This window comes from Dellaglioa sp. CoH-57-MRSF-18 (genome assembly GCF_056781995.1).
Window position 1 is genome coordinate 163,767 of the sequence record NZ_JBXAXX010000003.1, and the last position, 14,621, is coordinate 178,387.

General features: G+C 34.4%; 12 protein-coding genes. 10 read left to right on the top strand and 2 right to left on the bottom strand.

Going from position 1 to position 14,621, the window contains the following annotated elements; genetic code table 11:
* Window positions 1-80 precede the first annotated feature (80 nt).
* From AC1RPG_RS04525 to AC1RPG_RS04555, 7 genes are all read left to right on the top strand, one after another.
* On the top strand, window positions 81-1,193 hold the full coding sequence (locus AC1RPG_RS04525) for an AI-2E family transporter (protein WP_481761510.1): 1,113 nt from the start codon (window positions 81-83) through the stop codon (window positions 1,191-1,193).
* Window positions 1,194-1,254: 61 nt separating this feature from the next.
* On the top strand, window positions 1,255-1,647 hold the full coding sequence (gene tagD, locus AC1RPG_RS04530) for a glycerol-3-phosphate cytidylyltransferase (protein ID WP_481761509.1): 393 nt from the start codon (window positions 1,255-1,257) through the stop codon (window positions 1,645-1,647).
* 52 nt (window positions 1,648-1,699) lie between these two features.
* The gene (locus AC1RPG_RS04535; RefSeq protein WP_481761627.1) at window positions 1,700-2,905 is read left to right on the top strand and encodes a CDP-glycerol glycerophosphotransferase family protein; all 1,206 of its coding nucleotides are present in this window, start codon (window positions 1,700-1,702) and stop codon (window positions 2,903-2,905) included.
* 167 nt (window positions 2,906-3,072) lie between these two features.
* On the top strand, window positions 3,073-4,560 hold the full coding sequence (locus tag AC1RPG_RS04540; protein ID WP_481762410.1) for an ATP-binding cassette domain-containing protein: 1,488 nt from the start codon (window positions 3,073-3,075) through the stop codon (window positions 4,558-4,560).
* Window positions 4,561-4,584: 24 nt separating this feature from the next.
* Window positions 4,585-5,316, top strand: coding sequence for a LysM peptidoglycan-binding domain-containing protein (locus AC1RPG_RS04545; RefSeq protein WP_481761507.1), 732 nt, complete (start codon window positions 4,585-4,587; stop codon window positions 5,314-5,316).
* An 82-nt stretch (window positions 5,317-5,398) separates the two neighbouring features.
* On the top strand, window positions 5,399-6,742 hold the full coding sequence (locus AC1RPG_RS04550) for a hemolysin family protein (protein WP_481761506.1): 1,344 nt from the start codon (window positions 5,399-5,401) through the stop codon (window positions 6,740-6,742).
* 121 nt (window positions 6,743-6,863) lie between these two features.
* Window positions 6,864-8,441, top strand: a complete 1,578-nt coding sequence (locus AC1RPG_RS04555; protein ID WP_481761505.1) for a peptide chain release factor 3 — start codon at window positions 6,864-6,866, stop codon at window positions 8,439-8,441.
* A 46-nt stretch (window positions 8,442-8,487) separates the two neighbouring features.
* Here AC1RPG_RS04555 and AC1RPG_RS04560 read toward each other — a convergent pair whose 3' ends face one another.
* Entirely contained in the window at window positions 8,488-9,570 is a 1,083-nt protein-coding gene (locus tag AC1RPG_RS04560) for a MucBP domain-containing protein (protein ID WP_481761504.1), read from the bottom strand.
* A 151-nt stretch (window positions 9,571-9,721) separates the two neighbouring features.
* Window positions 9,722-11,953 (bottom strand): ATP-dependent Clp protease ATP-binding subunit, encoded by a 2,232-nt coding sequence (locus AC1RPG_RS04565; RefSeq protein WP_481761503.1) that lies wholly within the window; start codon window positions 11,951-11,953, stop codon window positions 9,722-9,724.
* Between the two features lie 202 nt (window positions 11,954-12,155).
* On the opposite strand from AC1RPG_RS04565, the gene AC1RPG_RS04570 reads away from it, so the two are divergent.
* From AC1RPG_RS04570 to ptsP, 3 genes are all read left to right on the top strand, one after another.
* Window positions 12,156-12,344, top strand: a complete 189-nt coding sequence (locus AC1RPG_RS04570) for a hypothetical protein (protein WP_057973672.1) — start codon at window positions 12,156-12,158, stop codon at window positions 12,342-12,344.
* Between the two features lie 151 nt (window positions 12,345-12,495).
* Window positions 12,496-12,762 carry a phosphocarrier protein HPr gene (locus AC1RPG_RS04575; protein WP_409022159.1) on the top strand — a complete coding sequence of 89 codons (267 nt, stop codon included), beginning with the start codon at window positions 12,496-12,498 and terminating at the stop codon, window positions 12,760-12,762.
* Window positions 12,762-14,483 carry a phosphoenolpyruvate--protein phosphotransferase gene (ptsP, locus tag AC1RPG_RS04580; RefSeq protein ID WP_481761502.1) on the top strand — a complete coding sequence of 574 codons (1,722 nt, stop codon included), beginning with the start codon at window positions 12,762-12,764 and terminating at the stop codon, window positions 14,481-14,483. The genes AC1RPG_RS04575 and ptsP overlap by 1 nt, the downstream gene beginning before the upstream one ends.
* The last annotated feature ends 138 nt before the right edge of the window (window positions 14,484-14,621 follow it).

A 14,621-nucleotide genomic window follows, 5' to 3' on the forward strand; every position in this document is an offset into this window, starting at 1 on the left:
GATAAGTGAAACGCTATAATTGTTAGACAGGTTACGGTATAATGAAATTACTATACATAAATTAAAGGAGAACCATATCGATGCTTGATAGATTAAAAAAGTCTAAATTGATGTTTTGGTCACTTGAATTATTAATCGTTGCCTCGTTAATTTGGATGTGTACAAAAATAAGTTTTATTTTTAGTCCAATAGGAACGTTTATTTCCACATTATTTATTCCGATTATTATATCTGGGTTTTTATTTTATTTATTTAATCCGGTCGTTAAATTTTTAATGAAAATAAAAATCAAAAAATTCAAATTTTCTCGAACGTTGTCAGTTGCCATTCTATTTGTATTCCTAGCAATTCTTTTAGTTGCCTTAATAGGGTACCTGATTCCGAGAGTAGTCAGTCAGCTAAGTCAATTGGTGGTTAACCTACCAGATTATGCAAATGCAGTTAGTGAGTCGTCAAAAGATACGTTTAATCATTTAAATAAATATGCTTGGTTTAAAGAAATTGATTTTACTAGCTATTTAAACCAGTTTGAAAATTCTATTGGGACCTACTTCAAATCAATTGCAACCAATTTGACGAACTCGATAGGATCAATGATTGGGGTTGTAACGAGTGTGACAGTTGTTGCACTGACAGTACCTGTGATGTTGTTCTATATGTTAAAAGATGGTCAAAAACTAGTCCCAACGCTTAAAAAACTTGTTCCAGAAAAACATGGGGATGAGCTCGTTGAGTTACTTGACCGCATGGGTGATACAATTTCAGCGTACATTGGTGGACAAGCTATTGAATGTATTTTCGTTGGGGTATTTACCGCTATTGGTTATTCAATTATTGGTATGCCGTATATTTTGTTACTAGGAGTTGTGGCTGGCCTTGCTAATATTATTCCTTATATTGGACCCTATATTGGTATTTTCCCAGCACTGATTATTGCGGTAACACAGTCTACTCAAATGGTTATTTTTGTCGTGATTGTTGTGTTAATTGTCCAACAAATTGATGGTAATTTTGTCTATCCTAATGTTATAGGCAAATCATTAAATATACATCCATTGACGATTATTGTATTATTACTAGTAGCTGGTAACATTGCTGGGCTTCTAGGAATGATTTTAGGAATTCCCTTATATGCTGTTGTAAAAGTTGTTATTAAATACTTTTACGATATTAGACAATTGCAGGAAAAATAAGACAGTCATAACAGTTTATGATAAAATAAATTATTATTGATAACGACGGAGGAGCAAAAACATGAAAAAAATAATTACTTATGGAACATTCGATTTATTACACAAGGGTCATGTACGTATTTTACAACGCGCTAAAGCAATGGGCGACCATTTAACAGTTTGTATTTCAACAGATGAATTTAACGCAATTAAAGGGAAAAAGGCTTACACATCATATGAAGATCGTAAGTTCATTTTAGAAGCAATTAAGTACGTAGATGAAGTGATTCCAGAAACTGAATGGGACCAAAAAATTAGTGACGTCGTCGATAATCAGATTGATACATTTGTGATGGGTGATGATTGGGCAGGTAAGTTTGACTTTTTAAGCGATTACTGTGAAGTTATTTACTTACCAAGAACAGATGGTATTTCAACAACAAAAATTAAAAAAGATTTAGGGATGAACTTGTAAAATATTTTATTATTTTATCTTTTGTAGTAAGGAGAACAAAATAATGAATGAAATTAAAAAAATAGTCCAAAAAGTGGTTAAGCGGATTGGTCGCCAAATTTTAATAACGTTAAATGATTTTACAATTAAATTTTCAATTAAAAAACACCAAGTTGTCTTTGAAAGCTTTAATGGGCGCGATGTTAACGATAACCCGATGGCCATTTACAAGCAGACTAGACGAGATCTTGGTGAAGAAAATGCGAAGCTTTTATATTTTAGCGTTAAACCAAGCATGTACACTAAATTAAAAGAACAATATCCGGAAATTAATTTAATTAAACGCTTTGGATTTTCTTGGACTATCAAAATGGCGAGGGCTGAATTTTGGGTCTTTAATTCAAGATTACCTATTTGGTGGAAAAAGAATCCGAAGACTACATATATACAAACATGGCACGGGACACCGTTGAAACATTTAGGAATGGATATTGAAAATGTTTCAATGCCAGGTACAACGACAGCGTTATACCATGCTAATTTTAAAGTGGAAACAGCACGTTGGGATTATTTAATAGCGCCTAATCATTATTCAAAGCAAATTTTTGAAAGTGCATTTGCTTTTAAAAATAAATCCTTGGATATTGGATACCCAAGGAATGACATTTTATATGCGGATAATAATGAAAAAGATATTAGAGCTTTAAAGAAAACGTATCTTGGTAATGAAGATGCTAAAGTGGTTCTTTATGCGCCAACATGGCGTGATGATAGCTTTTATACTCAGGGTGTTTATAAATTCGAAATGGCTTTTTCATTCGAATCATTCTTTCAACATGTATCAGACGATACTATTTTAATTATGCGGCCTCATTATTTAGTTAAGAATAGTATTAATATCGAAGGATTTGAAGATCGTGTTAAAATAATGGCAGATGAAAATATTACTGAATTATATTTAATGAGTGATATGATGATTACGGATTATTCGTCAGTGATGTTTGATTTTGCTAATTTGAATCGACCAATGATGTTTTATTGTTATGATTTAGAACATTATCGGGATGAACTACGCGGCTTTTATATCAACTTTGAGATGGAAGCGCCAGGACCAATCGTAGAAAAAGAACCAGATTTCTATAAACAATTGGATGTCTATACGCAAAATGGTGATTATCCTGGTTACGAAAAACAATTTAAAGATTTTCAAAATAAATTTATTGAATGGGATAATGGAAAAGCTTCTCAAAAAGTTTCTGACATTATCTTAGGTAAGTAAGCATATTCTCCTTTTGGGAGGATATGCTTTTTATTTTTTAAAATATAAATACTGATAACATCGGATAAGATGTTAATTTTTAGTGATTAATGGTAGAATTGTATAAGCGTAAGTGTATACATGTTATTATTGAGAATTAAAATAACTGAATGATTAATGGTGATAAAATGGAAGATTATAAAATTCGATTAGAGTATGTTACAAAAGGTATAACAAGTAAAAAAAATCGAAAAATTGATAAAGATTCGAAAGATATTTATTGGGCTTTAAGGGGCATCTCGTTTGATATTTATCGTGGTGAATTTTTTGGTATTATTGGCATGGGTGGCTCAGGGAAAGCAACGTTATCTGACATTCTAGCCGGTAAAGCCAAACAAACAACGGGTTTTCTAACGATGGCCGGTCACACGACGATTGTATCATATGAGACACAATTAAAACGCGATAAAACGGCTGTGCAAAATATTCAAGAAGCAATTACTGATTCTAAGATTGATTACAAAAATAGTGATCAAACTTTGAATAATGTTTTAAATTTTGCTGACTTAGGGGTATTAAAAGAAAGTAAAATTGAAGATTACTCTCCCGATATGCGTGCGCGAGTTGAGTTAGCAATGGCCTTCTTCATTGAACCTGATATTATTATTTTAGATGGTATTCTATCAGCATTAGATGATATTTTTTATCAAAAAACGGTTGATAAAATTAAAAGCCTACAAACAGAGGGCAAAACTTTTGTACTTGCTAGTCAAGATTTACAACAAATGGAGTTCTTAACAGACAGAATTGCCTGGATTCAAAACGGTCAACTGATGGATATCGGTGAGTCTGAAAAAGTCGTTATGAGTTATTTAGATTTTGTTGCTTGGTACGATAGTTTGACTGATGAGAAACGAAGTGAGTACGATAAACAACGTGATTCAGAACGTAAATCATTTAGTGTAGAGACCTTATATACACAATATAAAAAAACGCATTTTGATCCTGATATGCCTCGATCAATTGAGTTGCGTCGTAGAGATGCCTTTTATAACGGACAAGCATTTGACGATACAAAATATTTTTTAAAAAAGAAAAATGGTAAAAAGCACGGTAAACTAGCTTTGATGGTTATTGGTATTTTGATTTTAGCAGTGATAGGAACAGTTTCTGCCAAGTATGTTCAAATGAACAATGACAAGCAAGAATCGAGTTCAATCGCCCAACGTCAGAAGTCTGTAAGTGAATCAAAAAAAATAGCAATTTCAAGCTCAATTAGTAGAGCTGATGTCTCTAAAAAAGTGGTGGCATCTTCTAAATCTAAATCAGCTAAAGCTGCTTCAAGCAAGTCAGCCAAACGGTCTGCTGAAAAAAAGCGGCAGAATGAGTCGCTTGCTAAAGCTAAGGCAGAAAGTGAATCCGTTCTAGCTAGAGAGTCATCTGAAAGGGTGGCTAGTTCTGAGTCAGCAGCAAAAGAAAGTAGTGAAAAGAAGGAAAGTAGTGAAAAGAAAGAAAGTATCAGTAAAATTAGTACGAAGATGTTTGAGGTAGGTAGTGGGGATAGTTTATCAAGTATCGCGACTGCCAATGATACAACCAGTGATCAATTGATGGACATCAATGAATTATCATCAAATCTTTTGCATGTAGGACAAAAAATAAAAGTACCTAAATAAATGTGAGTTAACTCGGAGGAAGTTATGAAATTAAGAACGAAAGTAATTATTGGTATAGTTGCAGTTGTGTGTATCGGTGGTGGGACGATATTAGCTAGTACGAAGGCTGGTCATGACGTCGTTGAGTGGGTTGCTACTCGTGGGTCATCTGACCAACAAAAAAAGGAGTACGCTGAACAACAAAAATTAGCTGAATCGAAATATGGTAAGAGTAAGTCTAGTGAAAAATCAAAACCAAAATCAAAAAAGAAGAAAACTGAAAAGAAAAAATCTGTGTCTAAAAAAAGTAAATCAACGTCGTCTTCGTCGTCAAGTTCTAATATTGATACGGATACGATAACTGTTGTTTATGGTGATTCATTGTCATCTATTGCGTTAAGCCATGATATGACAGTGAAGGAACTAATTGCATTAAATGACATGGAAAATACAACATTAAGACCTGGGCAAACGCTTAAGGTCGTTGCTGGAAGTGGAAAAAGTATAGATACTACATCTTCAGATACAACAGGCACAGATAATACAAGTTCTGATAATACTACTTCAGACAACACAACAAGTTCATACTCTAATGACGATACAACTTCAGATAGTACAAGTACAGCAAGTTCATACTCTAATGCTGATACAAGCTCAGATAGTACAACAAGTTCAGATACTTCTAGTACCGATAACACAACAAGATCATATTCTAGTTCAACATCAGATACAACTAGTTCAACGAGCTCAACTAGTGATGAGACAACTAGCAATTAGCAATCGGATTTCTGCATGTTAATAGGTGTATAATATCCGTAGGTTAAAAAATAAAGACAAATGAATTGGAGCGGATGAGTAAATGAGTTCAGACCCTGGTCACGAACTGCTGTTGCAGCTGTTATTATTAGTCATTTTGACATTAGTGAATGCCTATTTTTCAGCTGCAGAATTAGCAGTAGTTTCAGTAAATCGTAATAAAATTGAGGCAGAGGCGAAAGCTGGAGATAAAGGTGCAATAAGAATTCTTGGTATATTAAATAATTCGACATCATTTTTATCAACTATCCAGATTAGTATTACTTTTGCCGGGTTCTTGTCTTCAGCTTTTGCAGCAACATCTTTGGCTAAATATGTTGAACCATTGTTTGGGAGTGCTGTGTGGGCACATGATGTTGCAGTAGTTATCGTTACGTTGATTTTATCTTATTTTTCATTAGTTTTAGGAGAATTATATCCTAAACAATTGGCACTACAGATGCCAGACAAAATTGCCAGAGCAACGACTGGGCCTATTCAACTTATTGCGATTGTTTTCAAACCATTTAACTGGTTGTTATCAATTTCAATCCGTGCATTAGAAAAAATAACACCAATTAAGTTTAATAAAAATAATATTGAGGTTATTAGTCGACAAGAAATTGTTCATATGATTCAAACTGGTGAAGAGCGTGGTGCTATTGATTCAGATGAATATGAAATGATGGAAGGCGTTATTTCGTTACATACGAAATTCGCTCGTGAAGTTATGGTCGCTAGAACTGATGCTTTTATGATTGATTTACAAAACGATAATGATCGTAATATTGATGCTATTTTAAATCAACCTTATTCTCGTGTACCCGTTTATAGTGATGATAAAGATAACGTCGTTGGCGTTGTTCATATCAAAAATTTGCTTAAAGCTGCTAGAGCAAAAGGGTTCGATAGAATTAGTTTACGTCAAATTATGCAAGAGCCCATGTTTATTCCAGAAACGATGGCTGTTGATGATTTGTTATTCGAAATGAAGAAAACACACACTCAATTAGCTATTTTATTGGATGAATATGGCGGTGTTGTTGGACTTGCCACAATTGAAGATTTAATTGAAGAGATTGTTGGCGATATCGACGATGAGTCAGATAGCCCTGATGATACATTGAGAAAAATTAATGCACATGAATATATCGTACAAGGTCGAATGACACTTGACGATTTTAATGATGAATTTAATTGTGATATCAACGTTAAAGACGTAGACACAATTGCGGGATTCGTCTTAACTGAATTAGGTCGAATTCCCGGTAATAATGAACAACTACAGATTACACTTCACAATGGTATACTTCTCGAAACGGAAAAAATGGACGGTTCTCGATTAGTGGAATTGAAAGTTATGATTCCCGAAACACGGTTAAAAGATACTTTAAAGAGTAAAGAATAAAATATGGGATGATAAGGTCAATAGAACTCTAATAAGTTCCATTGACCTTATCATTTTTTACGTCGAAGTTCATTATCATTTATGATAAACTATGAGTAATATGTTTTAGAGAGGACAAAAAATGAATACAGAAGAATTAGAGACTCAAGTAAAAAAACGCCGAACATTTGCGATTATTTCTCATCCCGATGCTGGTAAAACAACCATTACAGAACAATTACTTTTATTCGGTGGGGTTGTCCGTTCTGCCGGAACAGTTAAGGGTAAAAAATCTGGTACTTTTGCAAAATCTGATTGGATGGAAATTGAAAAGAAACGTGGTATTTCTGTTACTAGTTCAGTTATGCAATTTGATTACGCCGATAAGCGGGTTAATATTTTAGATACACCTGGGCATGAGGATTTCTCGGAAGATACCTACCGAACATTAATGGCCGTAGATTCTGCAGTCATGGTTATTGATTCTGCAAAAGGAATTGAACCACAAACAAAGAAATTATTTAAAATTTGTAAAATGCGTGGCATTCCTATTTTCACATTCATCAATAAGATGGATCGTGATGGACGTGAGCCACTTGATTTAATGGCTGAACTCGAAGAGGTCTTGGGCGTTGAATCATACCCAATGAACTGGCCAATTGGTATGGGTAAAGGCTTAAAGGGATTATACGATATCTACAACCATCGTATTGAACTTTACCAAAAAGAAGATAAAGGCATGGACTACGTTGATTTAAATGACGCCGGTGAGATTGAAGGCGACCATCCTTTAAAAGAAGATAGTATCTATCAAGAAGTGCTAGATGAAATTGAATTATTGGGCGATGCTGGTAATACCTTTGATGAAGCAAAAATCGCAACAGGGGATTTAACGCCGGTTTTCTTTGGATCAGCATTAACTAACTTTGGTGTAAAAACGTTCTTAGATATTTATTTGAACTATGCACCAGCACCACAAGAACATAAAACGATTGAAGAAACAACGATACAACCAACAAATGAACATTTTTCTGGGTTTGTTTTCAAAATTCAAGCAAATATGAATCCTAATCATCGTGATCGAATTGCGTTTATTCGAATTTGTTCAGGTGAATTTGAACGTGGGATGGATGTTAAATTAGCAAGAACTGAAAAGAAAATGCGTTTATCTAATTCAACCCAATTTATGGCAGATTCTCGTGAAGTTTTAGAATCAGCTGTAGCTGGCGATATTATTGGATTATATGATACTGGTAATTTCCAAATTGGCGATACAATCAGTAACATGAAGAAACCAATTACCTTTGAAAAATTACCTCAATTTACGCCTGAATTATTCATGAGCGTTAATGCTAAAAATGTAATGAAACAAAAATCATTCCATAAGGGTATTCAACAGTTGGTTCAAGAAGGTGCTGTTCAATTATATAGAAGTTACAACACGGGTGACTATATTCTGGGTGCCGTTGGTCAACTTCAATTTGAAGTCTTCCAATTCAGAATGTTAAATGAATATAATTCAGAAGTTATCATGACACCAATGGGTTCTAAAACAGCTCGCTGGATTGATCCAGAACAATTGGATGAAAAGATGTCAAGTTCACGTAACTTACTTGTTAAAGATCGACAAGACTTACCGTTGTTCTTGTTTGAAAATGCATTCGCAGAACGCTGGTTTGCTGACAAATATCCAAACGTTACATTAACATCAAAACTATAAACGAAAAGAGGTATACCAATTGGTATACCTCTTTTTTGAGTGCTTATTAATTTAATGAGTAAGGCATTTTGATGTAAGTTTCATCAATAAAACCACCATCTTTTAATTCAAACCAAACATCATTACTTGATGATAACTGACTGATTAAAGTAACTTGTGTATTGTCAGCTAAAACTCGTAATTTTTTACCATAAGGTTTAGTGTAAATAGTTACAGATTTATTAGGAATGTAATCAATTGAAGCAGAGTGATTGATTATTTTTTTAGTAAATTCATTGGTGTCATTGTCGGGTAATAAAGCATATTTGGGTTGAATAATCATTTTTACATTAGAAGTACTTTCTAACCATTGATTGCCACCTATGCTGTACCAAATAGTTCCCAAATTCGTTTCGATTTTTTCAAATACTTGTAAAATAACGCCAGCAGGTAAGAAGGCGGGATAGGAGTTACCCTCGGGTAAGTCATAAGGACGTACGCGTTTTGTAATCTGGATGTATGCGTCAATTTGATCGACGGTTTTCCAATTGATGTTGCGATAATAATAGTAGATGGTTTGTTGTTCATTTGTGAAAGTACCATAACTAGTTTTTGAGGCACGCAATAAATTGAACCCTGGAATATTGACAGGGTCATAAGTGAAAGGGTCATTCAAATGGCCACGTAGTAAAGTGGGTGAGCCGATTAAGTAGCCACCATCAATATCTTGATTATAAATCCAAACGGCAGCGCCATGTTTCTTTTCATAGCTTAAAATAATAGCACCATAGTTGGTTACAAAAGTACTTGTGAATCCCGAAATGCCAACTAGATTATAATCATTGATTGGTTCAAATTGAAGTCTTAAATCGCTACCTATAGTGCCACTGATAATTTGCGGACGAGATAGATTATTATTATTTTGGTCTTTATAGTAAACAATCATTGTGGCATCTGAAACAGATGTTGGTAGAAAAGTTTTTTCTTCAATGACTTCATGTTTCTTTTGTTTTGGTGCCTTATATTTTTTTGTTGATTCAGAATTGAATACAAATTGTATATCGGAAGTGGAAGTAGGTTGGTCATTTTTTGTAAAAACAGACAACATATTCCGGAAGAAATCTCTTAAGGCGATTTTAATCAGCTCCATTCATAATCTAATATCATAATTATAACCTAAAAAGATTAATTATTGGGGAAAAGTGTTTGAAATATCGTTTATTTATTTAAAAGAATGAATAAAATAAAAAAAGATGCAGACTCAGAAAAAATTATCTGAGTCTGCATCTTTAGTTTAGCCTTTACTTTTCAACGTTAGAGTCGGAATCTTTAACATCAGTAGTTGTATCGGCTGATATCTTAATTTCATCTTTTTCAATTTTTGCAGCTAATTTTGTTACATCAGGATTATCAAGGTAGAAGTCAGCTATTTGATCTTCAATCTGTTCCTGGATAACACGTCTTAGTGGACGAGCACCCATTGCGGGATTGTAGCCTAAATCAACTAATTTTTCTTCAACCCGATTTGTAACGTGAAGTTCTAAGTTTTGATTTTTAAGAACTTTATTAACGTCATCAAGCATGATACTTACGATTGAAACTAAGTTTTCTTTACTTAATGAGTTAAATTCAACGATGTCATCAAAACGGTTTAAAAATTCAGGACGGAAGTAATTTGATAGTTTATCAATGATGGCATGGGTTGCACCAGTTGACGTTGCACCAAAGCCAACATTTGCTTCAGCATCAGCACTACCAGCGTTAGATGTCATAATGATAATCGTATCTTTGAAACTTACCACGCGACCTTGTGAATCTGTTAAACGGCCATCTTCAAGAATCTGCAAGAACATATGCATAACATCAGGATGTGCTTTTTCAACTTCATCTAACAAGATTAAACTGTATGGATTACGACGAACTTGTTCAGTTAATTGACCAGCTTCTTCATAACCAACATAGCCAGGAGGGGAACCAATCAATTTAGAAACTGAATGGTTCTCCATGTACTCACTCATATCGAAACGAATCATTGATTCTTTTGTTCCAAATAATTCTTTTGATAATTGTTTAGCAAGTTCTGTTTTACCAATTCCAGTTGGTCCAACAAACAAGAATGATCCGATAGGACGCCCAGATTTATTGAATCCAATCCGGTTACGGCGGATGGCGCGGGCCACTTTATCAATGGCGTCATCTTGGCCAATGACATTAGCTTGAAGGGAAGTGGCTAAATTTTTCAATTGTTGTTGCTCTTTTTCCTTTAGTTCGCCTACAGGAATCCCTGTTTTTTCTTCAATAATTTGTTCCATTTCTTTTTCGGTTACAATTGGTAATTCATCAGAATCAGTATTACTATCTTGTAATTCTTTGAATTTTGCGACTTGATCGCGATAGTAGGCTGCTTTTTCATAATCTTCGTCGGTTAGTGCAGCTTGTTTTTGAGTTTCAGCGTTTTTAATTTTTTCTGCAACTAATTTGGGATCAATAGCTTTAATGGTTAAATTCATTTTTGACCCAGATTCATCAAGTAAATCGATGGCTTTATCTGGTAAAAAACGATCTTGAATGTAACGGTCAGAGAGAGAAGCAGCAGCTTCAATTGCTTCATCACTATAATGAACATGATGGTAAGCTTCGTATTTCTTTTGAATACCTTTTAAAATGACGATTGACTCTTCGACACTAGGTTCATCAACTTGGATAGGCTGTAAACGACGTGCAAGCGCAGCATCTTTTTCGATTTGACGATATTCATTTAGAGTTGTTGCGCCAACGAGTTGTAATTCGCCTCGAGCAAGAGCTGGTTTTAGAACGTTACCGGCATCCATACCACCTTCAGCATTACCAGCGCCTACAATTTCATGAATTTCATCAATGAATAGAATGATAGACTTATCATTTTTAAGTTCCTTCATTAATTGTTGCATTCGTTCTTCGAACTGACCACGAATACCCGTTCCTTGAACTAATGAAACAACATCTAATCGAATAACTTGTTTGTTTAAAAGTTTTTGAGGAACAGCTGAATCAACAATTTTTTGAGCTAATCCTTCAACGACTGCTGTTTTACCAACACCAGCTTCGCCGATTAGAACAGGATTATTTTTTGTCCGACGATTCAAAATTTCAATGATTTGATTAATTTCTTGATCGCGACCAATGACCGGGTCAATATTTCCTGCCCGTGCCTCATCGGTTAAATTAAGACCGAATTGACCAAGGATTGTATCCTTACCATTATTTTTATTAGCGCCACCATTTCTACCAGCTTGGGTAGGAGGTGTCTGCTCTTTTCTTTGTGAACTATTATTTTGACTATTTGGTGCAATCGCATTAAATAAATCATCAAGGTTACCAAAGCTAAATGGATCTTGTTGATTATTACGGATTTGACCATTACTTAAACGCTCTTGTTCATCTTTTAGTAATCGATAACAATTTTGACATAAATCGTATTCTTGATGTTGACCATTTAAGTTAGTTGATAAGTGTATTGTCGCTGGATTGATTTGACAATTTTGACAGATCATATGTGTCACAACCTTTCATATTTCGTTCGTATAGTTTAGTTTATCTAAGATCAAAAACATGTTGACCATCTTTGACCTTCGATGAATAGTATACAAAATATGGAAAAATTCTGCAAGCAATTAGAACTCCTTTTTTACATTTTATGGAGGCTAATCTATAATGAATTTAGTATAGTAGATTTTAGTGAAAAGAGGTTTGAAAATGAGCGAAGATTATAAAGCAAAAATTGATGCATTGATTGCTGGTGAAATAGAGACAATAACAATCAACCCAGATGAATTTATGGCGTTTCAACTTGTTTGGCAAAAAGAAAAATTACGTAAGGCAATCGTTGGTAATGCGCAAAGAGAAGGTCAAATTATTTACAAATATGTTAGTTTGAAAAACTAAAGACTTGTATCATTTTTTAAATAATGGTATTATTTGTCTCTAAAGACTAATGTGTTTAATTTATTAATGAAAACGTGTTCTTTGCTTTTGTTAGTGGGTTATGCATTTTTCTAAAATAAAAAAATATAGAACATCAAGGAGATAATTAATTATGGAAAAGAAAGACTTTCACGTAATCGCAGAAACAGGTATCCACGCGCGTCCAGCTACATTATTGGTACAAGCAGCAAGCAAATTTACTGCTGACGTTGCTTTGGTTTACGGAGAAAAATCAGTAAACTTGAAATCAATCATGGGCGTTATGTCATTAGGCGTTGGTCAAAATGCTGATGTAACAATCACTGCTGATGGCGCTGACGAAACAGATGCAATCGCAGCTATTACAGAAACAATGACGAAAGAAGGACTTGCTGAATAATGTCGAAAATGCTAAAAGGGATTGCTGCTAGTGATGGTATTGCCATTGCTAAAGCATATATGTTAGTTCAACCCGATTTGTCATTCTCGCAAGTAAGCATTGAAGATCCAGAGTCAGAAATCAAACGCCTTGATGCTGCTGTTGCAGCATCAAGTGAAGATTTGAAACTAATCAAACAAAAAGCTGCAGAAAACCTCGGCGCAGAAGAAGCCGAGGTTTTTGAAGCTCATTTGACAATCCTTTCAGATCCTGAACTTATGGGCAACATTGGCGATAAAATCAAAAATGATAAGGTCAACGCTGAAGCAGCATTGAAGGATGTCACAGATATGTTCATTTCAATGTTTGAAGATATGACTGATAATGCTTATATGCAAGAACGTGCAGGCGATATTCGTGATGTTACGAAACGTGTAATGAGTCATTTATTAGGAGTTACAATTCCTAATCCTGCTCTTATCGATCAAGAAGTTGTGGTCGTTGCACATGATTTAACACCATCGGATACAGCCCAATTAAATCGTAAATTTGTTAAAGGATTTATTACTGATGTTGGTGGACGTACTTCTCATTCTGCTATTATGTCTCGTACGCTTGAAATTCCTGCTGTTGTAGGCGCTGGTGATCCAACGACTGCAATCTCAGAAGGTGATATGGTTATTGTTGATGGTATCAATGGTGACGGAATTATCAATCCTACTGCTGAAGAAATTTCAACATATGAAGCAAAAGCAAAAGCTTTTTCTGATCAAAAAGCTGAATGGGAAGAACTAAAAGACGCTAAAACAGTTACTGCTGATGGCGTACATTTTGATTTAGCTGCTAATATCGGTACACCTAAGGATGTTGAGGGTGCAGTAGATAATGGTGCTGAAGCAGTTGGTTTATTCCGTTCAGAATTCTTATACATGGATGCTAGTGAATTACCTTCAGAAGATGATCAATTTAAAGCTTATAAAGCTGCAGTTGAAGGTATGAATGGTAAACAAGTAGTTGTAAGAACAATGGATATTGGAGGCGATAAGGAATTACCTTACTTGCCATTACCAGAGGAAATGAATCCGTTCTTAGGATATCGCGCAATCCGTATTAGTTTGGATCGTCAAGATATTTTCAGAACACAACTTCGTGCTCTACTTAGAGCTTCTCATTATGGACAATTAGCAATTATGTTCCCTATGATTGCAACTGTTGATGAATTTAAATCAGCAAAAGCTATCTATACTGAAGAACGTACTAAGTTAATTGACGCTGGTGTACCAGTAGCAGATAAACTTGAAGTCGGTATGATGATGGAAATTCCTGCTGCTGTTATGAACGGTGATCATTTGGCTAAGTATGCTGATTTCTTTAGTATTGGTACAAATGATTTAATTCAATATTCAATGGCTGCTGATCGAGGTAATGAACAAGTGTCATACCTTTACCAACCTTATAACCCATCAATTTTACGTTTGATTAAAATGGTAATTGATTCGGCTCATAAAGAAGGTAAGTGGGCAGGTATGTGTGGCGAAATGGCCGGCGATCAAATTGCCGTACCTATTTTAGCTGGAATGGGACTTGATGAATTCTCAATGAGTGCTTCGTCAATTCTTAAAACACGTAGTTTAATGAAAAAATTAGATACAACAAAAATGAAGGAATTAGCTGATAAAGCTGTTTCTGACTGTGAAACTAATGAAGAAGTTATTGCATTAGTTGAATCTTACATGAAATAAATTAAACACAAAAAAACTGGTAATTTCGATTATCAGTTTTTTTGTGTTTAATTGGGAATAGATGAGAATAGTCTACTTTTATTGCATAACGGGTGAGAAACCAATATAATTAAAACTATTATATTAGAATAGACAAGG